At 52.9% G+C, this 23554-nt stretch carries 18 protein-coding genes, 10 tRNA genes, 3 rRNA genes and 1 other RNA gene; 31 read left to right on the forward strand and 1 reads right to left on the reverse strand.

The window, feature by feature from the left end:
- Positions 1 to 107: 107 nt before the first annotated feature.
- The 27 genes from rpmE (at position 108) to NST69_RS32175 (ending at position 17786) form a co-directional block, all read left to right on the forward strand.
- Positions 108 to 305: a 50S ribosomal protein L31 gene (gene rpmE, locus NST69_RS32045; RefSeq protein WP_036724459.1), complete on the forward strand. Its 198-nt coding sequence runs from the start codon at positions 108 to 110 to the stop codon at positions 303 to 305.
- Positions 306 to 352: 47 nt separating this feature from the next.
- An RNA gene (gene ffs / locus NST69_RS32050) (signal recognition particle sRNA large type) lies at positions 353 to 621 on the forward strand.
- Between the two features lie 214 nt (positions 622 to 835).
- Positions 836 to 2605, forward strand: a complete 1770-nt coding sequence (gene dnaX / locus NST69_RS32055) for a DNA polymerase III subunit gamma/tau (protein WP_342548068.1) — start codon at positions 836 to 838, stop codon at positions 2603 to 2605.
- A gap of 49 nt (positions 2606 to 2654) precedes the next feature.
- Entirely contained in the window at positions 2655 to 2966 is a 312-nt protein-coding gene (locus NST69_RS32060) for a YbaB/EbfC family nucleoid-associated protein (protein WP_036698884.1), read from the forward strand.
- 36 nt (positions 2967 to 3002) lie between these two features.
- A complete protein-coding gene (gene recR, locus NST69_RS32065; RefSeq protein ID WP_036698882.1) occupies positions 3003 to 3602 on the forward strand; it encodes a recombination mediator RecR in 600 nt (199 codons plus the stop codon).
- A gap of 203 nt (positions 3603 to 3805) precedes the next feature.
- Positions 3806 to 4072, forward strand: a complete 267-nt coding sequence (locus NST69_RS32070; protein ID WP_076084853.1) for a DUF2508 family protein — start codon at positions 3806 to 3808, stop codon at positions 4070 to 4072.
- Positions 4073 to 4100: 28 nt separating this feature from the next.
- The gene (locus NST69_RS32075; protein WP_076084856.1) at positions 4101 to 4367 is read left to right on the forward strand and encodes a pro-sigmaK processing inhibitor BofA family protein; all 267 of its coding nucleotides are present in this window, start codon (positions 4101 to 4103) and stop codon (positions 4365 to 4367) included.
- 303 nt (positions 4368 to 4670) lie between these two features.
- A 16S ribosomal RNA gene (locus tag NST69_RS32080) occupies positions 4671 to 6231 on the forward strand.
- Between the two features lie 124 nt (positions 6232 to 6355).
- Positions 6356 to 6472: ribosomal RNA gene (gene rrf / locus NST69_RS32085) — 5S ribosomal RNA — on the forward strand.
- Between the two features lie 47 nt (positions 6473 to 6519).
- Positions 6520 to 6596 (forward strand) — tRNA-Ile (locus NST69_RS32090).
- A gap of 96 nt (positions 6597 to 6692) precedes the next feature.
- Positions 6693 to 6768 (forward strand) — tRNA-Ala (locus tag NST69_RS32095).
- Positions 6769 to 7015: 247 nt separating this feature from the next.
- Positions 7016 to 9942: ribosomal RNA gene (locus NST69_RS32100) — 23S ribosomal RNA — on the forward strand.
- The 16S, 23S and 5S rRNA genes sit together here with 10 tRNA genes alongside, the layout of an rRNA operon.
- Positions 9943 to 10024: 82 nt before the next feature.
- Positions 10025 to 10116: transfer RNA gene (locus NST69_RS32105), tRNA-Ser, on the forward strand.
- Positions 10117 to 10140: 24 nt separating this feature from the next.
- A tRNA-Met gene (locus tag NST69_RS32110) sits at positions 10141 to 10217 on the forward strand.
- Positions 10218 to 10226: 9 nt separating this feature from the next.
- Positions 10227 to 10302 (forward strand) — tRNA-Val (locus NST69_RS32115).
- 33 nt (positions 10303 to 10335) lie between these two features.
- Positions 10336 to 10411, forward strand: a tRNA-Thr gene (locus NST69_RS32120).
- A gap of 18 nt (positions 10412 to 10429) precedes the next feature.
- Positions 10430 to 10507 (forward strand) — tRNA-Asp (locus NST69_RS32125).
- A 26-nt stretch (positions 10508 to 10533) separates the two neighbouring features.
- A tRNA-Phe gene (locus NST69_RS32130) sits at positions 10534 to 10609 on the forward strand.
- A 4-nt stretch (positions 10610 to 10613) separates the two neighbouring features.
- A tRNA-Tyr gene (locus NST69_RS32135) sits at positions 10614 to 10696 on the forward strand.
- An 11-nt stretch (positions 10697 to 10707) separates the two neighbouring features.
- Positions 10708 to 10780, forward strand: a tRNA-Lys gene (locus NST69_RS32140).
- A 165-nt stretch (positions 10781 to 10945) separates the two neighbouring features.
- Positions 10946 to 12028, forward strand: coding sequence for a helix-turn-helix domain-containing protein (locus NST69_RS32145; RefSeq protein WP_340956867.1), 1083 nt, complete (start codon positions 10946 to 10948; stop codon positions 12026 to 12028).
- A 109-nt stretch (positions 12029 to 12137) separates the two neighbouring features.
- Positions 12138 to 13259 carry a sn-glycerol-3-phosphate ABC transporter ATP-binding protein UgpC gene (ugpC, locus tag NST69_RS32150; RefSeq protein ID WP_036726231.1) on the forward strand — a complete coding sequence of 374 codons (1122 nt, stop codon included), beginning with the start codon at positions 12138 to 12140 and terminating at the stop codon, positions 13257 to 13259.
- A gap of 231 nt (positions 13260 to 13490) precedes the next feature.
- On the forward strand, positions 13491 to 14429 hold the full coding sequence (hprK, locus tag NST69_RS32155) for an HPr(Ser) kinase/phosphatase (RefSeq protein WP_036726232.1): 939 nt from the start codon (positions 13491 to 13493) through the stop codon (positions 14427 to 14429).
- Positions 14430 to 14441: 12 nt separating this feature from the next.
- Complete coding sequence (gene lgt / locus NST69_RS32160; RefSeq protein ID WP_036726233.1) at positions 14442 to 15473, forward strand: prolipoprotein diacylglyceryl transferase; 1032 nt, start codon at positions 14442 to 14444, stop codon at positions 15471 to 15473.
- Positions 15474 to 15481: 8 nt separating this feature from the next.
- On the forward strand, positions 15482 to 16141 hold the full coding sequence (ppaX, locus tag NST69_RS32165; protein ID WP_342548069.1) for a pyrophosphatase PpaX: 660 nt from the start codon (positions 15482 to 15484) through the stop codon (positions 16139 to 16141).
- A complete protein-coding gene (locus NST69_RS32170) occupies positions 16138 to 16629 on the forward strand; it encodes an acyltransferase (RefSeq protein ID WP_076077035.1) in 492 nt (163 codons plus the stop codon). Before ppaX ends, NST69_RS32170 begins: the two co-directional genes overlap by 4 nt.
- On the forward strand, positions 16629 to 17786 hold the full coding sequence (locus NST69_RS32175) for an acyltransferase family protein (protein WP_209878684.1): 1158 nt from the start codon (positions 16629 to 16631) through the stop codon (positions 17784 to 17786). Before NST69_RS32170 ends, NST69_RS32175 begins: the two co-directional genes overlap by 1 nt.
- A 91-nt stretch (positions 17787 to 17877) precedes the next feature.
- On the opposite strand, the gene gntK is transcribed toward NST69_RS32175, so the two are convergent.
- Complete coding sequence (gene gntK, locus NST69_RS32180) at positions 17878 to 19431, reverse strand: gluconokinase (protein ID WP_342548070.1); 1554 nt, start codon at positions 19429 to 19431, stop codon at positions 17878 to 17880.
- 254 nt (positions 19432 to 19685) lie between these two features.
- Here gntK and NST69_RS32185 point away from each other — a divergent pair, with 254 nt between their 5' ends.
- From NST69_RS32185 to hisB, 4 genes are read left to right on the forward strand one after another with little or no spacing between them, the layout of a single operon-like run.
- Positions 19686 to 20903, forward strand: coding sequence for an ATP phosphoribosyltransferase regulatory subunit (locus NST69_RS32185; protein ID WP_342548071.1), 1218 nt, complete (start codon positions 19686 to 19688; stop codon positions 20901 to 20903).
- Between the two features lie 60 nt (positions 20904 to 20963).
- The gene (gene hisG, locus NST69_RS32190) at positions 20964 to 21608 is read left to right on the forward strand and encodes an ATP phosphoribosyltransferase (RefSeq protein ID WP_342548072.1); all 645 of its coding nucleotides are present in this window, start codon (positions 20964 to 20966) and stop codon (positions 21606 to 21608) included.
- 36 nt (positions 21609 to 21644) lie between these two features.
- Positions 21645 to 22955, forward strand: coding sequence for a histidinol dehydrogenase (hisD, locus tag NST69_RS32195; protein WP_339252773.1), 1311 nt, complete (start codon positions 21645 to 21647; stop codon positions 22953 to 22955).
- On the forward strand, positions 22942 to 23553 hold the full coding sequence (gene hisB / locus NST69_RS32200) for an imidazoleglycerol-phosphate dehydratase HisB (protein WP_339252775.1): 612 nt from the start codon (positions 22942 to 22944) through the stop codon (positions 23551 to 23553). Before hisD ends, hisB begins: the two co-directional genes overlap by 14 nt.
- Position 23554: the final 1 nt, after the last annotated feature.

Raw genomic sequence — 23554 nt, forward strand, 5'->3', positions numbered from 1 at the left:
TGGCAGGCCTATTGCAGAGCCTGGGCCTTGCATGCTAGAATGTAGCTTGCGTAATCATATAACTCTAGGCCCGCATGAGGCTTAGGGCGTGAGAGGTGAGATTTCATATGCAAACAACCATTCAACCCAAGTACAATGTAACGAAGGTAACCTGCGCTTGCGGCAACACGTTTGAAGCCGGCTCGACAGTACAGGAGCTTCGCGTCGAAATTTGCTCAAGCTGTCACCCGTTCTTCACCGGTAAGCAGAAGTTCCTGGATGCCGGCGGCCGTGTGGACAGATTCAAGAAGAAATACGGTGTCTAATATTGCATAGTTGATTTTTGCCTGTCCGTAAGCTATACTTATCTTCGCCGTGCTAGACGGGGAGGTAGCGGTGCCCTGTAACTCGCAATCCGCTGTAGCGAGGTTGAATTCCTGTTAGAGGTGCTGTCGATGTGAGGCCTTGGTTCCTATGGGCTGTGTTGACGGTTGGGTCCTCCGCAATGAGTGCTTGTGAACCTGGTCAGGTCCGGAAGGAAGCAGCCATAAGCGAGTTTGCTCTTGTGCCGGAGGGTGGCCTAGCCCGAGCAGTTTTGTAGGGTTACCGCTTGGATCGCAGCCATCAATAACAGGTGCACGGTTTAAATAAGGATGATGATAGCGTCTTTGCTACAAGCAAAGATGCTTTTTGTTTTTCTAGGTATCCTAGGTTATGAGATATTATTCCCGCTCTGGCTAATATCCTTACCTTTCGGACGGTGAGCCGCTTCTGCTTGGTCAAAGACTTGGGAATATAGTATAATAAATTAGCGACAAATGCCGGAAAGCGGCAGCCTGAGAGAGGGTAATGCATAGTGGAACATATCGCGCTGTACCGTGCCTGGCGGCCGCAGTCGTTTCAAGATATGGTAGGGCAGCAGCATATTATCCAGACGCTGCAGAATGCGATCCGTGAACAACGGGTTTCGCATGCCTATCTGTTCAGCGGACCGCGGGGAACCGGTAAGACGAGTGCGGCCAAGGTATTGGCCAAGGCAGTCAATTGCGAGCGGGGCCCGGGTCCTGAGCCCTGCAATGAATGTCCGTCCTGCCTGCGGATTACGGCAGGCAACATCATGGACGTTCAGGAGATCGATGCGGCATCCAACCGGGGCGTTGAAGAGATTCGCGATCTGCGGGATAAGGTGAAATATGCACCTACCGAAGTACGCCGTAAAGTGTATATTATTGATGAAGTGCATATGCTGACAACAGAGGCATTCAATGCCCTGCTGAAGACGCTCGAAGAGCCTCCGCAGCATGTGATGTTTATACTGGCGACTACCGAGCCGCACAAGCTTCCGGCTACGATTATCTCGCGTTGCCAGCGGTTTGACTTCCGCCGGGTCTCACTGGAGGAACAGACGGGCCGCCTGACCGAGATTTGCCAGAAGGAAGGCATTACAGCAGATGCAGATGCGCTCCAGTATATCGCCCGCCTGTCTGACGGAGGAATGCGGGATGCGCTCAGCATCCTGGATCAGATCTCATCCTTTACAGATGGGAATGTGACCTATCAGCAGGTGCTGGGAATGACCGGGGGCATCCCCTCCGAGCAGTTCGCGCGTCTGGCGAATGCTATTCTTGAGAGTGACATGGGGCAGCTGCTGGAGCTTGTGGATCAGATGATGCATGAGGGTAAGAGCGCAGATAAGTGCCTGGAGAATCTTCTGTATTATTTCCGCGATTTACTGATGATCAAGATGGTGCCTGGAGCGGATCAGCTAACGGACCGCGTGCTGAATCCGGCAGATTTCCGCGATATGGCTAAGGCCTTTACCCGCGACCGCTTATTCCTGATTGTGGAGACGCTGAGCCGTTATCTGGGAGAGATGAAGTATGCTACACATCCGCAGACCATATTCGAGGTAGCGCTGATGAAGCTGTGCAGCGGTCCGCAGGATGCTGCTGCTCCCTCTGTAGGCGATCCGGCAGTGAATGCAGCCGCACCTGCAGCTGCAAATGGTTCTCCGCAGGTACAGTCCGTTGAGCTGGATCAGCTCAGAGCGCAGATTGCCGCGCTGGAGAAGAAGCTGGAGCAGGCTATTCAAGCCGGCGGAGTTGCCGGCGGCGGGCGTGAGCAGGCAGCGCAGCGTACTGCCCCGCCAAGCGCTCCGCGCGTATCCTCGGCCTCTAAGCTTCCCCCGCAGCTGGATAAGTTTATTGCGGGTAAGGACAGTCCTGATTTTACCGCGGTCTATAAGCAGTGGAGTCTTGTTCTTCAGGGTGTGAAGGAAGAGAAGGTCACGGTACATGCGTGGTTTGTGGACGGTGAGCCGGTGGCGGTGATGGAAGATGCCGTGCTGGTTGCTTTTAAGAATACCATTCACCGGGATACTACCGAGAAGCCTGCGAACCGGCAGGTCATCGAGAACGTAATGAATGCCAAGCTGGGTAAGCCATTCCGGCTGGTAACTATGATGATGCGTGACTGGAATGAAGCTGCGACGAAATCTGCGGCTTCGGCCGGAACAGAGGAGCTGCGTCTGGAGCATGAGCACGAGAGCGGCGAAGGCAAGTCCGAACCATGGATTGATGAGGCGATCCAGCTCTTTGGAGAAGACCTTGTTGTCATAAAAGAATAAGGATTCAGCTATCAGCGCGAAGTTGCGCATCCCAAAGGAGAGATGATCTATGAATAATATGAACCAAATGATGAAGCAGGTTAAAAAAATGCAGGAGCAGATGCTCAAAGCCCAGGAAGAGCTGGGCAGTAAGACGATTGAAGGTTCTTCCGGCGGCGGCGTGGTTACCGTTCAGGTGAACGGACACAAGAAATTGCTGTCCATTCAGATCAAACCGGAGGTTGTAGATCCGGAGGATATCGAAATGCTGCAGGATCTGGTGATCACTGCTGTTAATGATGCTCTTACCCAGGCAGAAGAGTTGGCGAACAACGATATGGGTAAATTCACAGGCGGAATGAAGATTCCTGGCTTGTTCTAGGCTTACTCCACTCCCTGCCAAAGGAGAACCGATACTTTGTATTATCCAGAACCGCTAGCCAAGCTAATAGAAGCTTTTACACGTTTGCCCGGGATTGGCCCGAAGACAGCTGCCCGGCTGGCCTTTCATGTGTTGAACATGAAGGAGGACGAGGTGATTGATTTCGCCAAAGCCCTGGTCAGCGTCAAGCGTAATCTTCATTATTGCTCGGTCTGCTGCAACATAACGGATACCGACCCGTGCCGGATCTGCCAGGACAAAACCCGCGATGCTTCGGTAATCTGTGTGGTTCAGGACTCGAAGGATCTGGTGGCTATCGAACGAACCAAGGAATTTGACGGCTATTATCATGTGCTCCAGGGTGCAATTTCGCCGATGGAAGGCATAGGGCCGGATGATATAAGGCTGAAGGAGCTGCTGACCAGACTCAGCGATGAGCGGGTGAAGGAGCTGATTATGGCTACCAACCCCAACATTGAAGGGGAAGCCACTGCCATGTATATCTCGCGTCTTGTCCGTCCCTTTGAGATCAAGATCACCAGGATAGCCCATGGCTTGCCTGTAGGCGGCGATCTTGAGTATGCGGACGAGGTAACCCTGTCGAAGGCGCTGGAAGGCCGTCGTGAGCTGTTCTGAGTGTTGTGCTGTTGTATTATAAGTGTAGGGAGCCCTCGGGCTCCTTTTTTGATTTTCGGAAGAAGCGCTCATATTCTGCTAAAAGTTCTGCTAAGCTCCCTCTCCCGGTTCTAAGTTTGTCCCTATTCCGATATGTATGAGATTAACGGGTGTGAATCACCGGTTGCATCTGCAGTTATTCATATATCTTAGGAGGGATTGCAATGGGTTGGTGGAGTACCAAGTGGCTGAGCGGGAATACGGATAAGGAAAAGGCAGTGCAGACGGAAGAGGAATGGGGGACAGTATACCAAGAGGTACGTAAAGCGCAGTCTGAATGGGAGCGGGCTTACCTGATGTTTGATGAGGCGCTGGGCCAGGATCAGATTGACTATGCAATCTATATCCTGGAGGCGGCTGAGCGCAAATATCAGATACACCTTAAGGATGCCAAGCGGCTGGGGCTTAACCGGAGCCAGCTGCAAGTATGAACAGACTGAGTCAGCGAGGAGGAGAACAATGCTAAGAACTGTTGCGATGGGTGTTCTGATTATATCTGCAGCGCTGCTGGTCCTGATTGTATTCAGGAAAAGACTGGGCTGGGCTTGGTTGAGTGTATTTGGAACCCATCTTATATTGGCGGCGCTCGGGATTTATATCGTTAATTTCTCAGGAGTTGTAAGCGATCTGCACATTCCGCTTAACCCTACAACCATAGGTGCTGTAACCATTCTTGGGCTACCGGGAGTGGCGCTGTTATTGGGATTAAAATTAACTTTGTTTTAGAGGTTGACGAAGGCTCCTGATTCATGATACATTAAGTCTCGGCCCTTTGGACAGGAGATCTTCGGATCACTTGCTGGAAGCTAAAGCGAAAAAAGAAATTAAAAAAACGCTTGACTGAAACAAGGGTGCTGTGATATATTATAAAGGTCGCTGCTGAGACAAACATCAACGACAAAAGATGAGACATTGATCTTTGAAAACTGAACAACGAGTGAGTGGGAAATCACTTCGGTGAGATCCAAAAATGAGAATGTAAATTCTCGTCAGATGTTTCAAAATGAGCAATCGCTCTTTCTAAATACCAATTTGGAGAGTTTGATCCTGGCTCAGGACGAACGCTGGCGGCATGCCTAATACATGCAAGTCGAGCGGAGTTTGAGAGGAAGCTTGCTTCCTTTCAGACTTAGCGGCGGACGGGTGAGTAACACGTAGGCAACCTGCCCTCAAGCCTGGGATAACTACCGGAAACGGTAGCTAATACCGGATAATTTCTTTTTTCTCCTGAGAGAAGAATGAAAGGCGGAGCAATCTGCTGCTTGGGGATGGGCCTGCGGCGCATTAGCTAGTTGGTGGGGTAACGGCCCACCAAGGCGACGATGCGTAGCCGACCTGAGAGGGTGAACGGCCACACTGGGACTGAGACACGGCCCAGACTCCTACGGGAGGCAGCAGTAGGGAATCTTCCGCAATGGGCGCAAGCCTGACGGAGCAATGCCGCGTGAGTGATGAAGGTTTTCGGATCGTAAAGCTCTGTTGCCAGGGAAGAACGTCCGGTAGAGTAACTGCTACCGGAGTGACGGTACCTGAGAAGAAAGCCCCGGCTAACTACGTGCCAGCAGCCGCGGTAATACGTAGGGGGCAAGCGTTGTCCGGAATTATTGGGCGTAAAGCGCGCGCAGGCGGTTATTTAAGTCTGGTGTTTAAACCTTGGGCTCAACCTGAGGTCGCACTGGAAACTGGGTGACTTGAGTACAGAAGAGGAAAGTGGAATTCCACGTGTAGCGGTGAAATGCGTAGATATGTGGAGGAACACCAGTGGCGAAGGCGACTTTCTGGGCTGTAACTGACGCTGAGGCGCGAAAGCGTGGGGAGCAAACAGGATTAGATACCCTGGTAGTCCACGCCGTAAACGATGAGTGCTAGGTGTTAGGGGTTTCGATACCCTTGGTGCCGAAGTTAACACAGTAAGCACTCCGCCTGGGGAGTACGGTCGCAAGACTGAAACTCAAAGGAATTGACGGGGACCCGCACAAGCAGTGGAGTATGTGGTTTAATTCGAAGCAACGCGAAGAACCTTACCAGGTCTTGACATCCAACTAACGAAGCAGAGATGCATCAGGTGCCCTTCGGGGAAAGTTGAGACAGGTGGTGCATGGTTGTCGTCAGCTCGTGTCGTGAGATGTTGGGTTAAGTCCCGCAACGAGCGCAACCCTTGACTTTAGTTGCCAGCAGGTGAAGCTGGGCACTCTAGAGTGACTGCCGGTGACAAACCGGAGGAAGGTGGGGATGACGTCAAATCATCATGCCCCTTATGACCTGGGCTACACACGTACTACAATGGCCGGTACAACGGGAAGCGAAGCCGCGAGGTGGAGCCAATCCCAGCAAAGCCGGTCTCAGTTCGGATTGCAGGCTGCAACTCGCCTGCATGAAGTCGGAATTGCTAGTAATCGCGGATCAGCATGCCGCGGTGAATACGTTCCCGGGTCTTGTACACACCGCCCGTCACACCACGAGAGTTTACAACACCCGAAGTCGGTGGGGTAACCCGCAAGGGAGCCAGCCGCCGAAGGTGGGGTAGATGATTGGGGTGAAGTCGTAACAAGGTAGCCGTATCGGAAGGTGCGGCTGGATCACCTCCTTTCTATGGAGAATCGTCTTCTGCAACGAAGACATTCAAATCGGAAGCTTCGCTTCCACAATAGAACCTTCGGGTTCGGACACTCACTCGTGTTCAGTTTTGAAAGAGCAAGTCTCTTTCGTATGCGTTTGGTGGCGATAGCGGAGGGGTTCCACACGTACCCATCCCGAACACGACCGTTAAGCCCTCCAGCGCCGATGGTACTTGGACCGAAGGGTCCTGGGAGAGTAGGACGCCGCCAAGCGAACAATCAATTCATTGATTGCTTCACTACTGCAAGTTTTGTTATATGGGCTTTTAGCTCAGTTGGTTAGAGCGCACCTCTGATAAGGGTGAGGTCGGTGGTTCGAGTCCACCAAGGCCCACCATATAACAATCTAGAATTGAATAGCAAGTACCGGGGTCCCCGAAAAGTAATCGGAATTAACCTCGAAGCTACACCTCACTTTTTGGGGTGATTATATGGGGCCATAGCTCAGCTGGGAGAGCGCCTGCCTTGCAAGCAGGAGGTCAGCGGTTCGATCCCGCTTGGCTCCACCAAAACTTCTTTACAACAGTATATGCACATCGTCTGTTATTCCGAACATCACAGTCGTGATTGTTTCATAATAACAGCAACTTGATCCTTGAAAACTGGATACCGAAATGAATTTGCGTTTTAGAACATTCCTTTAAGCTGAACTTGTGTAAACAAGTTTTGAATTAATGGCGATGCTACGATGATCTTGATGGAAATACAGACGTTGAAGAAATTCATTGTCCGATATTTTCCTGACGGAAAAATCGAGGTTAAGCTACTAAGAGCACACGGAGGATGCCTAGGCGCCAGGAGCCGACGAAGGACGTGGCGAACAACGAAACTGCCTCGGGGAGCTGTAAGCAAGCTTTGATCCGGGGGTGTCCGAATGGGGAAACCCAGCTGTGGTAATTCGCAGTTACTCGTATCTGAATACATAGGATACGCAGAGGCAGACCAGGGGAACTGAAACATCTAAGTACCCTGAGGAAGAGAAAACAATAGTGATTCCGTCAGTAGCGGCGAGCGAACGCGGAACAGCCTAAACCAAGGGGCTTGCCTCTTGGGGTTGTGGGACGTCTCACATGGAGTTACAAAGGAATAGAGTAGGCGAAGAGGTCTGGAAAGGCCCGCGATAGAGGTAAAAGCCCTGTAGCCTAAACTGTGTTCTCTCCGAGACGGATCCCGAGTAGTGCGGGGCACGTGAAACCCCGTATGAATCCAGCAGGACCATCTGCTAAGGCTAAATACTACCTGGCGACCGATAGTGAAACAGTACCGTGAGGGAAAGGTGAAAAGCACCCCGGAAGGGGAGTGAAATAGAACCTGAAACCGTGTGCTTACAAAAAGTCAGAGCCCTCTTTATGGGTGATGGCGTGCCTTTTGTAGAATGAACCGGCGAGTTACGTTTAACATGCAAGGTTAAGGTGAGAAGCCGGAGCCGCAGCGAAAGCGAGTCTGAATAGGGCGACTAAGTATGTGGACGTAGACCCGAAACCGTGTGATCTACCCCTGTCCAGGGTGAAGGTGCGGTAACACGCACTGGAGGCCCGAACCCACGCATGTTGAAAAATGCGGGGATGAGGTGGGGGTAGCGGAGAAATTCCAATCGAACTCGGAGATAGCTGGTTCTCCCCGAAATAGCTTTAGGGCTAGCCTCGGTGAATGGAGTGGTGGAGGTAGAGCACTGATTGGGTGCGGGGCCCGCAAGGGTTACCAAGCTCAGTCAAACTCCGAATGCCATTTACTTCTTGCCGGGAGTCAGACAGTGAGTGCTAAGATCCATTGTCAAAAGGGAAACAGCCCAGACCATCAGCTAAGGTCCCCAAGTGTGTGTTAAGTGGGAAAGGATGTGGAGTTGCACAGACAACCAGGATGTTGGCTTAGAAGCAGCCACCATTGAAAGAGTGCGTAATAGCTCACTGGTCGAGTGACTCTGCGCCGAAAATGTAACGGGGCTAAACACACCACCGAAGCTATGGCTAGATGCTTTGCATCTGGGGTAGGGGAGCGTTGTATGTAGGTTGAAGGTGTACCGTAAGGAGCGCTGGACAGCATACAAGTGAGAATGCCGGTATGAGTAACGAAAAGATCAGTGAGAATCTGATCCGCCGAAAGCCCAAGGTTTCCTGAGGAAGGCTCGTCCGCTCAGGGTAAGTCGGGACCTAAGGCGAGGCCGACAGGCGTAGTCGAAGGACAACAGTTTGAAATTACTGTACCACCGTAATCCGCTATGAGCGATGGGGTGACGCAGGAGGGTAGTGACGCGGACTGATGGATGTCCGTCTAAGCAGTGAGGCTGGTGTGCAGGCAAATCCGCACATCGTAAGGCTGGGCTGTGATGGGGAGCGAAAATTATAGTAGCGAAGGTCATGATCTCACACTGCCAAGAAAAGCCTCTAGTCAGGAGAAGGTGCCCGTACCGCAAACCGACACAGGTAGGCGAGAAGAGAATTCTAAGGCGCGCGGAAGAACTCTCGTTAAGGAACTCGGCAAAATGACCCCGTAACTTCGGGAGAAGGGGTGCCTCGGTAGGGTGAATAGCCCGAGGGGGCCGCAGTGAAAAGGCCCAAGCGACTGTTTAGCAAAAACACAGGTCTGTGCGAAGCCGCAAGGCGAAGTATACGGGCTGACGCCTGCCCGGTGCTGGAAGGTTAAGGGGAGCGGTTAGGGGTTAAACCCGAAGCTGTGAACCGAAGCCCCAGTAAACGGCGGCCGTAACTATAACGGTCCTAAGGTAGCGAAATTCCTTGTCAGGTAAATTCTGACCCGCACGAATGGCGTAACGACTTGGGCGCTGTCTCAACGAGAGATCCGGTGAAATTTTAATACCTGTGAAGATGCAGGTTACCCGCGACAAGACGGAAAGACCCCATGGAGCTTTACTGCAGCTTGATATTGAATTTGGGTACGATCTGTACAGGATAGGTGGGAGCCGTGGAGGCAGGAGCGCAAGCTTCTGCGGAGGCGCCGTTGGGATACCACCCTGATCGTATCTAGGTTCTAACCTAGTGCCCTCATCGGGTACGGGGACCGTGTCAGGCGGGCAGTTTGACTGGGGCGGTCGCCTCCTAAAGAGTAACGGAGGCGTTCAAAGGTTCCCTCAGAATGGTTGGAAATCATTCGCAGAGTGCAAAGGCATAAGGGAGCTTGACTGCGAGACCTACAAGTCGAGCAGGGACGAAAGTCGGACTTAGTGATCCGGTGGTACCGCATGGAAGGGCCATCGCTCAACGGATAAAAGCTACCCTGGGGATAACAGGCTTATCTCCCCCAAGAGTCCACATCGACGGGGAGGTTTGGCACCTCGATGTCGGCTCATCGCATCCTGGGGCTGAAGTAGGTCCCAAGGGTTGGGCTGTTCGCCCATTAAAGCGGTACGCGAGCTGGGTTCAGAACGTCGTGAGACAGTTCGGTCCCTATCTGTCGTGGGCGCAGGAAATTTGAGAGGAGCTGTCCTTAGTACGAGAGGACCGGGATGGACGTACCGCTGGTGCATCAGTTGTTCCGCCAGGAGCATGGCTGAGTAGCTACGTACGGACGGGATAAGCGCTGAAAGCATCTAAGCGTGAAGCCCCCTCAAGATGAGATTTCCCAGTATGTAAGACCCCTTGAAGACGACGAGGTAGATAGGTTGGAGGTGGAAGTGCAGCAATGCATGGAGCTGACCAATACTAATCGGTCGAGGGCTTATCCAAAATTTCTAACACGCAGATTCGTTTCGGATTCAGTTTTCAGGAATCAATTTCCTGTGCGGATTTACATGGCTACCATTAATTTGGAGAGATACCCAAGTGGCTATAAGGGGACCCTCTGCTAAGGGGTTAGACTGCGTAAGCGGTGCGAGGGTTCGAATCCCTCTCTCTCCGCCATTATAAATCCAATACTTGTAGTGTGGCGGCGTAGCTCAGCTGGCTAGAGCGTACGGTTCATACCCGTGAGGTCGGGGGTTCGATCCCCTCTGCCGCTACCATACATACCCGGAGGCTTAGCTCAGCTGGGAGAGCATCTGCCTTACAAGCAGAGGGTCGGGGGTTCGAACCCCTCAGCCTCCACCATTTTTATGTTCGAATTGTATTGCCTTACACCGTGCCGGTGTAGCTCAACTGGTAGAGCAACTGACTTGTAATCAGTAGGTTGGGGGTTCAAGTCCTCTCGCCGGCACCATTTTTAAGAGCAAATTGTGGAACCGTGGTGTAGTTGGCCTAACATGCCTGCCTGTCACGCAGGAGATCGCGGGTTCGAATCCCGTCGGTTCCGCCATTTTTTTTGTTTTTAGGTTTGTTTATGGCTCGGTAGCTCAGTCGGTAGAGCAAAGGACTGAAAATCCTTGTGTCGGGGGTTCGATTCCCTCCCGCGCCACCATCATGGAGGCTTAGCGAAGTGGCCAAACGCATCAGACTGTAAATCTGCTCACGTACGTGTTCGGTGGTTCGAATCCATCAGCCTCCATCCCTTTTTAGGAGCCATTAGCTCAGTTGGTAGAGCACCTGACTTTTAATCAGGGTGTCGAAGGTTCGAGTCCTTCATGGCTCATCTTAAGTCAAACGGTCATCACTTTAGGGTGGTGGCCTTTTTTGTATTTTGATTCATGATACAAGTATGCTCGTAAGCGCAAATTCCGCATTTTACAGCAAAATATGATAAAATAAGCGAAAAAAGCAAAAGTGGTGGAGAATGGTGATGATGGATAGTGAGGGTTTGCGTCAAAAATTGGAGCAACTCACCGGAAAGAGGACCGGAATCAAGCAGCTGGGGAGACAGCATTCCGCTTCACTTTTTGGCATAAGTACGGATAAGGATCAGGAACTGCCGGTCATTCATGAGGGTTATCTCTGGATTCCCCTATATGAGAATGATGGCCGTGTTACAGCAGTGTGGGTGGAGACAGAGGGGCTGTCGTCGCTGGAGCTGGAGCTGGTGAATTATGCCGGACGCAATTTTGCGGTAGCGCTGAAGGCAACCGGGTTCAAGGAAGAAGGGGAGATGGAGGCGCGGCAGCTTAGCGGCTGGCTGAATGCCCAACTGGAGCAGGAGAAGGACGATGCGGAGATCCCGGATGAAATCTCGCTGAAGGGCCGGCTGTTCGGAGATATGATTCCGTTCATGCTGGTAAGCGAGAATGTTCATAATCCGCAGATGACGTATCGCTCCTTAATGAAGCTGCTGCGCAGTTATTTCGAGAATGATGTATTGCTGGTTCCCCTGCAGGATAAGGAATGGTTAATTTTAGCCCGTAAGGAACTCCTCACAGGCGGAGATGATAAAGAGGATGAGGAAGAGAGTGCTGAGGATTTGCTGTCACAGACTTCTATGGGGCTGCATGAACTGATTGCCAGCGAGTGGGTTGGCGTCTTCCATCTGGCCGTCTCTCCAGCCATTATCCCGGTTAAAGGTCTGACAGGAGCAGTCGCCTTGCTGCGGGAGACCATTATTCTTGGCCGTATCTTCCAGGTAGGTGATTATATTCATCTGCCGTGGGAGCTGCACATGGAGCGGCTGGTTAACAGTATTCCGGATGACCGGCGGAGACAGCTGCTGGGCCAGATCGGTGATTACACGGCGGTACTGGCGGATAAGGAAATGCTGCTGACGCTGGAGAGTTTTTTTGAAATGGACTGCAATGTCAGTGAAACCGCCAAGAAGCTGTACATTCACCGCAACACGCTGCTCTACAGGCTGGACAAGATTAAACAGGAGACGGGGGCCGATGTCCGCAGCTTTGGGGATGCCGCTATTGTGAAGCTTGCCATGTTATTGTATAAAGTGACGAAAAGAAAATAGGTTTTTTGTGAACCTTGCAAATAGCCATGAGGCCGGCTCTGGGGTAAGATAAGTGTACAAGAAAGCGTTTGATTTTCTAATCCAATACTAGACTCGAGGGGGAAATACAATGGCAGGCGTACGTTTAGAGCATATTTTCAAAAAATACCCGGGTTCCGATAAAGCAACAGTAATCGATATCAATCTTGATATTAAAGATAAGGAATTCCTCGTACTGGTTGGTCCTTCCGGTTGCGGTAAATCCACAACCCTGCGTATGATCGCTGGTCTGGAAGAAATCTCTGAAGGTAAAATGTACATTGGTGACCGTGTAGTGAATGACGTTGCTCCTAAAGACCGTGATATCGCGATGGTATTCCAATCCTACGCCTTGTACCCGCACATGAGTGTATATCAGAACATGGCTTTCGGTCTGAAATTGCGCAAAGTGAAGAAAGAAGAAATCGACAAGAAAGTGCGCGAAGCAGCGAAAATCCTGGATATCGAGCACTTGCTGGAACGCAAACCTAAGGCACTGTCCGGTGGTCAACGTCAACGTGTCGCTCTCGGCCGCGCAATCGTCCGTGATCCACAAGTCTTCTTGATGGATGAGCCTCTTTCCAACTTGGATGCTAAACTTCGTGGTCAAATGCGTGCTGAAATCACTAAGCTGGTGAAACGCCTTGAAACTACTTGTATTTATGTAACGCATGACCAGACAGAAGCAATGACGATGGGTGACCGTATCGTAGTTATGTACGATGGTATCATCCAGCAGGCGGCTTCCCCTGAAGAACTGTACAATGAGCCTACGAACCTGTTCGTAGCCGGATTTATCGGTTCCCCTACCATGAACTTTATCAACGGTACTCTTTCCGAAGTGAACGGCGCTGTCCGTTTCCGTGCAGAGAACCTTGATGTTGAAGTTCCAGGCGGCAAAGCTACAATCCTGCGTAACAAAGGCTTCATCGGTAAAGATGTAATCATGGGCGTTCGTCCAGAAGACATTCATGAAGAGCCAGTGTTCCTGGAAGCTTCTCCTAACACAATCTTCACTTCGATGGTTGATGTTACGGAAAACCTTGGTCATGAAATGCTCCTCTACTTGAGCGGTCTTGGCAATAACACTGTAATTGCACGTGTAGATGGACGTTCCACTACCCGTGAAGGCAGTAAGCCTAGATTGGCCATCGACATGAACAAAGTCCACATCTTCGACAAAGAATCCGAACTTAACGTTCTGCTGGGATAAGATCTCTGCAGGGTGAACATAGTTTATAATGAAGAAAGCCGCCTGGTTAGGCGGCTTTTTCTTGTAATGATCATGGTGGAATGGAACGATAACCGCTGGGGTTAAGATTGCATTCACTGGCATAATCCATTAAGATAGCAGGAGAATTACCTGTAGCTGGAATGGATAAAGATGTAACCGGTATGCGGGGAAGCGGCATAAGCCGCGGGTGACGAAAGGACGGACACATATATGGCTAAGAAGGTAAAAGTATCGGAATTGGTGCAGCATTTTCAATTAGAGGTAGTATCCGGACATGAAGGTCTGAAAAGACCGATCACAGTGGATGATTTGAACCGTCCCGGGCTGGAAATGGCCGGTTATTTCGAATATTATCCGGAAGAACGTGTGCAGCTACTAGGCAAAACAGAGCTGGCTTTCTTCTCTATGCTCTCAGAGGAAGAACGGAAAAGCCGGGTACGCGGTATCTGTAACGACAATACCCCGTGTATCGTCATTACTCGTGCGTTGGATGTACCTCAGGAGCTTGTAGACATCAGTAACGAGAAGGGACTTCCTGTGCTCCGCAGCTCCATGGCGACCACGATTTTCTCAAGCAGACTGACCAGCTTCCTTGAGGGCAGACTGGCACCGACTGCAACAATTCACGGTGTTCTCTGTGATGTGTATGGGGTAGGGATGCTGATTACAGGCACCAGCGGCATTGGTAAAAGTGAAACCGCTCTGGAACTCGTTAAACGCGGTCATCGCCTGATTGCCGATGATGCGGTAGAAATCCGCCAGACCTCGGATAATCAGCTTCATGGTACCGCACCGGAATTAATCCGTCACTTGCTGGAGATCCGCGGTGTCGGGATTATTAATGTTATGACGCTCTTTGGAGCAGGCGCTATCCGTAATCACAAGCGGATTACTCTGGTGGTCAGACTGGAAGCCTGGCAGCAGGACAAGCAGTATGACCGACTGGGACTGGATGAGGAGACGACACGGATTATTGATACCGATGTGCCGCTGGTTACCATCCCTGTCCGTCCGGGACGTAACCTCGCTGTCATTATCGAGGTGGCTGCGATGAATTACCGGCTCAAGCAAATGGGCTTTAATGCCGCGCTGCAATTTACGAATAAACTTACCGCCACCATCTCAGAAGATATGGATGATCTCGATTAGGAGTGTGAGAGCATGTTTTATTCACTAGCGATTGACCCGATTGTCTTCTCGATTGGATCACTGCCGGTTCACTGGTATGGCCTGATTCTGGGTCTTGGTGCGCTTACCGGGCTTTTCCTATGTATTCAAGAAGGCAAACGCTTCAACATTCCTCAGGAGTTCTTCATGGATATGTTGCTGTTGGGCTTGCCATCGGCTATTATTGGGGCGCGGCTATACTTCGTAGCCTTCAAGTGGGAAGACTATAAGGATAACCTGCTCGATATCTTCAAGGTCTGGAATGGCGGTATTGCGATTTATGGCGCCCTGATCGGCGCGATTATCTGCGGGATTATTTATTTCCGCTATAAAGGCTATCCGTTCTGGCGCATCGTGGATATCTGTGCTCCCGGACTGCTTGCAGGCCAGATGATCGGACGGTGGGGTAATTTCATCAACCAGGAAGCCTATGGCGGTGTGGTAGAGGAATCGTTCCTGCGGGATAAGCTGCATTTGCCGGACTTTATCGTTAATCAAATGTACATAGGGGATGCTTTTCACCATCCGACCTTCCTGTACGAATCACTCTGGAGTCTGCTGGGCATTCTGCTCCTCATGGTGCTGCGCCGCCAGAAGTTCGTCCGTGCCGGAGAAATCTTCATGTCCTACTTCATCTGGTACTCCATCGGCCGCTTCTTCATTGAAGCTCTGCGTACGGACAGTCTTGCCTTTGACGGCAGCAGCGGTGTGGCAGCCTTCATTAACGGGCTGTGGAGTCCAATGAAGTGGATGGGTTTCGAGCAAGGCTATCTTGACCCGGCTTACGGGAATATCCGTATCTCTCAGCTGCTCGCGCTGCTCATTATTGTGGCCGCCATTGCACTGATTATTGTACGGCGGGTAAGCGGACAGCCGAAGGCTCATTACCTGGACCCGATCATTAGCACCAAACCGGCAGCAGCGGATGCGGTAGTTCCAGAGAGTGCTGTGAATACGCCTCAGAAGCCTTCTCAGCCAGTTCAGCCGGTGGAAGATCCCTCTAAAGATAAGGAAACAAAGGAGTAATACAATCAATGATAGAATGCGTGTTATTTGATCTGGACGGAACGATTGTGAATACGAATGAGCTGATCATCAATTCGTTCATGCATGCGCTGAAGGAGAATAACCTGCCGGCGCTGACCCGGGAACAGATCATTCCCTTGATGGGAACTACACTTCAGCAGCAGCTAGGCGCATTCTCCGGCCTGGAGCTGAAGGATATAGGCGTGCTGGAACGGTCCTACCGTTCGTACAACAATGCGCATCATGATGAGCTGGTCCAAGCTTTTCCCGATGTGAATGAGACGATGGAGGAGCTGCAGCGCCGGGGAATCAAGCTTGGGATTGTGACCACGAAGATCCGGCCTAACACATTGAAGTCACTGGAAATGTTCGATCTGTTGAAATATATGGAGACGATTGTTACGGTGAATGATGTGACTCATCCGAAGCCGCATCCGGAGCCGGTGCTCACGGCAGTGGCCAATCTGGGTGTTGATCCAGCCAAGACACTGATGGTGGGGGATAGTGCTGTCGATATTCAGTCTGCCAAGGCAGCAGGTGTGCTTGTAGCAGGGGTAGCCTGGTCGCTTAAGGGTGAGGCTGTACTGCGCACCTATGAACCGGATTACATCATCCAGGAGATGAAGGACTTGTACTCAATTGTGGAGCAGGAGACTATGCAGCCGTGAGAAAGATAACCCGTTATCCCGTGGAGGGGCATAATTCGCTCTGGCATATTTACCGCACGGTCAGCCCGTGGAAGGGTGTGCGCAACTTTATTTTTATCCAGATTGCCCGTTATTGCCCGATTCTGCCGCTCAAAAACTGGATTTACCGCCGGGTGCTCGGGATGAAGATAGGCAAGCATACTGCGTTTGGACTTATGGCGATGGTGGATGTTTTTTTTCCGGAGAAGATCTCTATTGGGGAGAACACGGTTATCGGCTATAACACTACAATCCTGGCCCATGAGTACCTCATCAAGGAGTATCGGCTGGGTGAAGTTATGATCGGCGAGAATGTAATGATTGGGGCTAACACGACTATTCTCCCTGGGGTTACGATTGGGGATGGGGCTACGGTTGCGGCGGGGTCGGTGGTTCACAAAGATGTTGCTGCCGGTTCGTTCGTCGGGGGGAATCCGCTCCGCGAGCTGCGTAAACAGGAGGAATCATAATGGCTCAAAAGGAAAGAATTCCACAGCTAGATATTTTTCGGGCAATCGCTATTTTTGCGGTAATCGCCATCCATGCCACTTCACGCACGTTGGCTGAGACACTGGGCACTTCCATGTTCCCTCCGTTTCTGTTTATTAACAAGTTCAGCCAGTTTGCGGTGCCTTCCTTTATATTCTTAAGCGGGTTCGTCCTGTTCTACAATTATATTGACCGTCCGCTGGGCGGGAAGGTACTGGCCAAATTCTACAGCCGCAGACTGATCTATATTATTGTGCCTTATCTTGTGTTTACGGTGCTGTATTTTGGACTGAAAATGACGTCCGGTCATACCTGGGGGATGCCTCTTCAGGAGATGGGCGGGAAGTTCTTCAAGTATCTATGGACGGGTACGGCGTATACACATCTCTACTATATCATCATCATTATCCAGTTCTATCTGCTGTTCCCTTTGATACTCTGGTGTCTGCAGAAAGTCCGGCATCTCGCGGCCTGGGCACCTGTAATCGGGCTTGCGTTACAGTGGGGCTTCGTGCTGCTTAACAAATATATGGTGAACCATGGGTATTGGCAGCTGTCCAAGGGGAGTCTAGCCATTACGTATTTCTCGTATTTCCTGCTAGGTGCGGCGATTGCGATCTACTACAGCTCCTTGAAAAAGTGGCTGGTTCCCTCCCGCGAAGGCTGGCGTTCCGGTAAAGGGACAAGCTGGGTGGTACTATGGCTCTTATGGGCGGCTGCCGGAGCTTACCATGTGGTCTTGTGGTATAACAACTATACGAAGAAAACAGTAATCAATAGTCTATGGTACGAAGGGTTCTCGAACCTGCATGCCTTGCTCTCTTGTCTGGTACTGTTCCAGCTGTCCTTCCTGCTCTACGGGGCAGGACGCAGCGTGCTGAGCAGACTGCTGCTCTCGGCCGGGGCATGCTCCTTCGGTATCTATCTGCTCCATCCGCTGCTGCTGTTCATGTACCGGAAGCTGCCGTTCCACGGCGGATCGCTGGCCTATACGGCAGCAATAGCGGGCGGCTGGCTGGTGGCCCTCCTGGGCTCCTGGCTGGTGGTTGCGCTTGCCTTCCGTTATGTGAAGCCGGCCTGGATGGTGTTCGGCTCTGCACCGCAGAAGCCGGCAGCAGCGCCAAAGGCGACAGTGTAGACTTAGGTTTGGTAATATATTGAAAGCGCCGGCTGGCCGCATCTGCGGCTGTCCGGCGCTTTGCTGTAAGCAGGCGGTTCTGGAAAACACGTTAGCCGGGCTGTTCCCCCGCCTGCTCGCGCTGGAAGTCGGCGATAGCCTGATACTGATCCTCCAGACTGCGGGATACCGAGATGAAGATGGGCAGCAGCTGTTTGTAGGCTTTGGCGTGGGCAGTAACCGGCTCATGCCGGTGAGTGGAGCCAATCATGCTGAAGACAGCATCCAAGGAATCGATCCGCCGGATGGCGTATAATCCCAGTACAACAGCGCCGAGGCAAGAGCTCTCGAAGCTCTCAGGGACGACTACCTCCTGATCGAAAATATCCGCCATCATCTGCCGCCATAGCGCCGAGCGGGCGAAGCCGCCGGTAGCCAGGATTCTAACGGGCTCGCCGATACATTCCTCCATGGCCAGCAATACGGTGTACATATTGAAGATGACACCTTCAAGCACCGCACGGATCATATGCTCCTTACGGTGATTCATGCTTAACCCGAAGAAGGAGCCGCGGGCATCAGGATTCCACAGCGGTGCGCGTTCTCCGGTCAGATACGGATGGAAGAGCAGTCCGTTGCTGCCGGGCGGCACCTGCTCGGCGATCCGGGTTAATACTTCGTAGGGATCAATGCCCAGGCGCTTCGCCGTCTCTACTTCAGAAGCAGCGAACTCATCACGCACCCAGCGGAAGAGCATCCCCCCGTTATTCACGGGGCCGCCAATCACCCAATGCTTGTCTGTCAGGGCGTAGCAGAAGATCCGTCCTTTGGGATCGGTCAGCGGATGGTCAACTACAGTACGGATGGCACCGCTTGTGCCTATCGTTGCAGCGATTACCCCCGGCTCCATTGCCCCTACGCCCAGGTTGGACAGAACGCCGTCACTGGCGCCTACTACAAACGGAGTGTCCGTGAGCAGACCGAGCTTTCCGGTAAGCTCCGGAAGCAGGCCCTGCAGGATATGGGTGGTCGGGACCGGACGGGATAGCCGCTCTGGAGTAACACCGGCAATCCGGAGCGCCTCCTCGTCCCAGTCGAGCTTCTCCAGATTGAACATGCCGGTGGCAGAGGCGATGGAATGGTCAATCACATATTCTCCGAACAACCGGAAGAAAATATATTCTTTGATGGAGATGAACTTGTAGGTCTGCCGGAACAGCTCGGGCTGCTCCTCGCCCAGCCACATCAGCTTGGTGATTGGAGACATAGGGTGTATAGGCGTTCCTGTCCGCAGGTAGAGCACATGTCCATTCAATTCATCCTTCAACCGCCGGGCATAGCGGCTGCTCCGGTTATCAGCCCAGGTGATACAGGCGGTCAGCGGCTTACCCGCAGGATCTACAGCGATGACGCTATGCATAGCGGAGCTGAACGAGACCAGCAGAATGGATTCAGGTGTTGCAAGGCTCTCCTGCATGACCGCTGCTATGGTATGAATCACGGCTTCCAGAATCTGCTCCGGGTCTTGTTCTGCAACAGAGGGGGAGGGCTGATGCAGTGGATAGCCCTGATTGCTCTGAGCGACAATTGTTCCGTTCTCTTCAAAGAGGACAGCCTTCGTGCTGGTGGTTCCAATATCAACGCCAATCATATAGGATGTACTCAAGCCGTCAGTCCTTCTTTCTGCTTCTGAATTAGATACCGGGAATACTTAATGGAGGAAATAAAGTACAATCATATTAACTTATTATATTCGCCGCTTATCCCGGTGGCAAAAGGAACTCTGGAATTCAAGCGAATTGTTGACGCAAAAGGATGGTACGTGATACGATATTGCCACTACTTTACTTTGCTACCACTTTACCATGATAAAGTATTTGATGATACCCTTTAACATATCCGATGAGGTGAACAATGAAGATGGCCAAACCAAAGGGATTTGAAAAGCCTGCCGGCGTAAGAGATTATCTCCCGCGTGCAGTAACGAAGCTGCGCAAGATCGAGAAGGATGTACTTCACTGTATGAGCCGCTGGGGCTACCGGCAGATGATTACACCTACTCTTGAATATTACGATACGGTCGGTGTAGCCAGCTCTACATCTGATCAGAAGCTGTATAAATTGCTGAATAACCGTGGGCAGGCGTTGGTGCTGCGTTCAGAAATGACGGCACCTGTAGCCCGTGTGGTCTCCTCTCTATTGAAGGATGAGCCGCTGCCGCTGCGTTTGTCCTACCATGCCAACGTCTTCCGGGCGATTGAAGAAGAGGCCGGGCGGGAGGCGGAATTCTTTCAGACCGGTGTAGAGCTTGTCGGTGATGATTCACCGGAGGCTGACGCAGAGGTAGTCGCGCTGGCGATTGCTTCCCTGCAGGCGGCGGGCGTAAAGTCTTTTAAAATTGCAATTGGACATGTGGGCTTCCTCGACGGTCTCTTCCAGGAGGCGGTATCCGGCCTGCCCCAGGCTCAGGAGGAGCTGAAGAGCCATCTGCTCAGCCGCGATTATGTAGCCTTCCGCCAGACACTGCGGCGTCTTGAGCTGTCTGCTGCCCAGAAGCAGGAGCTGGACGGACTGTTGAGGCTGCGCGGCGGGAAGGAGATCTGCGGTCAGGCGCTGGAGCTGAGCAACCATCCGGTGGCGCGCGCGTCGATCGAGCATCTGTGCAAGGTCTGGGAGGTGCTGGTTGCTTACGGTGTCTCGGAGCATGTGCTGATTGATCTGACGATGATCGGTGATTTCTCTTACTATACAGGCATGACCTTCGAGGGATATGCTTCCGAGCTGGGCTTCCCGGTATGCAGCGGCGGCCGATATGACAACCTGCTGCAGCAATTCGGGCGTCCGATTCCCTCCACCGGCTTCTCCCTGAAGACCAACCGTATTCTGGATGGAGTCTCCGGGCTGCTGGAAGAGGAAGAGCTGCCGATTCTGGTCCAGTACGATGCACTGCGGCGCCAGGAGGGTCTGGCCGAGGCTGCGAGGCTGCGCTCGGAAGGGCATGCTGTGGTTACACGGCTGGCAACAGGCCCGGAGGAGCTGAAGACCGTGAAGCGGCTGGATGCAGATACTATTCAGGCAGAGGGCGGGCTGTACGGCGAGATCTACACGTTCGTGTCGTTTGTCAGCGAGCATGGGTGAGCGGAGCTGCTGCAGGTGGTTTTGAAATGATGAGTACACACGAAACGGGGGCGGGTATTGATGGCACAGATTCTTAAGGTGGCCATGCCGAAAGGCCGGATTTACAATAAAGCGGCAGAGCTGTTCCGCCAGGCGGGACTGCCGATTCCTCCGGACGGAGAAGAGTCGCGCAAGCTGGTGATTTCATTGCCGGAGGCCGGAATGGAGTTCATTCTAGCCAAGCCGGTGGATGTGCCCACTTATGTAGAGTATGGAGTGGCGGATATCGGTATTGTCGGCAAGGATGTGCTGCTGGAGGAGAGCCGCGATGTGTACGAGCTGCTGGATCTCGGGATCGCCCGCTGCCGGATGTCGATTATCGGGCTTCCGAACTGGCAGCCGGGCATTCAGCAGCGGGTAGCTACCAAGTACCCGAACGTGGCTTCGCGGTATTTCCGTGAGCAAGGCCAGCAGGTGGAGGTTGTGAAGCTGAACGGCTCCATCGAGCTGGCACCGCTGATCGGGCTGGCTGACCGGATCGTGGATATGGTTGAGACCGGCCAGACGCTGAAGGATAACGGTCTGGTGGAGATGACGAGCATCTTCGAGATCACCAGCCGCCTGGTGGCGAACCGGGTAAGCTACCGGATGAAGAATGCGGAGATTCAGCAGCTGTGTGACCGGCTGCAGGCTGTTATTGCAGAACCGGGGTTGCAGGTAAAATAATATAAGCAAAACTATAAGCTCAAGGGGGAAGCGGCGGTGAAGATCCAGTCCAGTAAGGAATTTAAACTGCAGCGTGAGGTGGAATACGGCACGCCGGAGCAGAACAAGGCCGTACGTGAAATCGTGGCCGATATCAAGCGGGAAGGCGACGCGGCGCTGCTCCGGTATACGGAGCGCTTCGACGGCGCTGTACTGACGCCAGCGCAGCTGCGCGTAACGCCGGAGGAGCTTGAGGCCGCCTACGGCCGGGTAGAGGAGTCCTTCGTGACGGCGATTCGCGCAGCAGCCGTGAATATCCGTGCGTTCCATGCGCGGCAGAAACGCAATTCCTGGATGGATCTGCAGCCGGACGGTACGATCCTCGGCCAGATCATCCGCCCGCTGAAGCGCGTGGGCGTCTATGTTCCCGGCGGCAAGGCGGCCTACCCGTCCTCGGTGCTGATGAACGTGATACCGGCACAGATCGCCGGGGTGCCGGAGATCGTGATGGTGACGCCGCCTTCGACGGGCGGCTCCGAAGGTATTGATCCTTATATTCTCGTGGCCGCCGCTGAAGCGGGCGTACACGAGATCTACCGCGTAGGCGGCGCGCAGGCCATCGCCGCCCTCGCCTTCGGCACGGAATCGATCGTGCCGGTCGACAAGATCTGCGGGCCAGGGAACATCTACGTGGCCCTGGCCAAGCGCGAGGTCTACGGCGCTGTCGACATCGACAGCATCGCCGGACCGAGCGAGATCGTCGTGCTCGCCGACGATACCGCTGAGGCCGCCTACATCGCGGCCGACCTGCTCTCGCAGGCCGAGCACGACGAGATGGCGTCGGCGATCCTCGTGACGCCGTCGCAGCGTCTCGCGGAGGCGGTGGCTGCCGAGGTTGAGCGGCAGCTGCAGGCATTGCCGCGCGAGCAAATCGCGCGGGCCTCGGTCGAGAACTACGGCGCGATTATCGTCGTAGACTCGCTTGAGGAGGGCATCTCCGTGGTGAACCGGCTCGCGCCGGAGCATCTGGAGATTGTGGTGAAAGACCCGATGGGGCTGACCGGCGCAATAGAGAACGCCGGTGCGATCTTCCTCGGGCCGTACAGCTCGGAGCCGGTCGGCGACTACTTCGCCGGACCGAACCATATTATACCGACGAATGGCACAGCGCGGTTCTCCTCGCCTGTAGATGTGGATGACTTCATCAAGAAGTCCAGCCTGATCTATTACAGCAAGGAAGCGCTGCTGCGCGACGGGGCGGCGATTATGGAGCTTGCCCGGCGTGAAGGGCTGGAAGGCCATGCACGCGCGATAGAAATCCGGCTTACGAACGAAGCGAAAGGTGGAGACACAAATGGAGAACAATAACAACGAACTGGCGCTGCGTAAGGCCGGACTTAGCCGTACAACCAATGAAACGGACATCAAGCTAACCTTTGCCGTGGACGGCAGCGGGGTCTCCGAACTGGAGACCGATGTACCGTTTCTGAATCATATGCTGGATCTGTTCACGAAGCATGGACAGTTTGACCTCTCTGTACAGGCGCGGGGAGATATCGAGATTGATGATCACCATACGGTAGAAGATATCGGTATCTGTCTCGGGCAGGCTTTGCGGGAAGCGCTTGGCGATAAAAAAGGCATCAAGCGGTACGCCAGTGTCTTCGTCCCTATGGATGAGGCGCTTGCCCAGGTAGTGATCGATATCAGCAACCGGCCGCATTTCGAATACCGGGCAGCGTATCCTTCCCAGCAGGTAGGTAGCTTCTCAACAGAGCTGGTACATGAATTCCTGTGGAAGTTCGCACTGGAGGCGAGAATTACGCTGCATGTCATCGTTCATTACGGCTCCAATACCCATCACATGATTGAAGCGGTCTTCAAGGCGCTGGGACGGGCACTGGATGAGGCGACCCTGGTAGATCCCCGGGTGAAGGGCGTGCCTTCAACGAAGGGAGTGCTGTAGT

The sequence above is a fragment of the Paenibacillus sp. FSL P2-0089 genome (assembly GCF_038595095.1).
GTDB classification, from domain to species: domain Bacteria; phylum Bacillota; class Bacilli; order Paenibacillales; family Paenibacillaceae; genus Paenibacillus_AQ; species Paenibacillus_AQ silagei.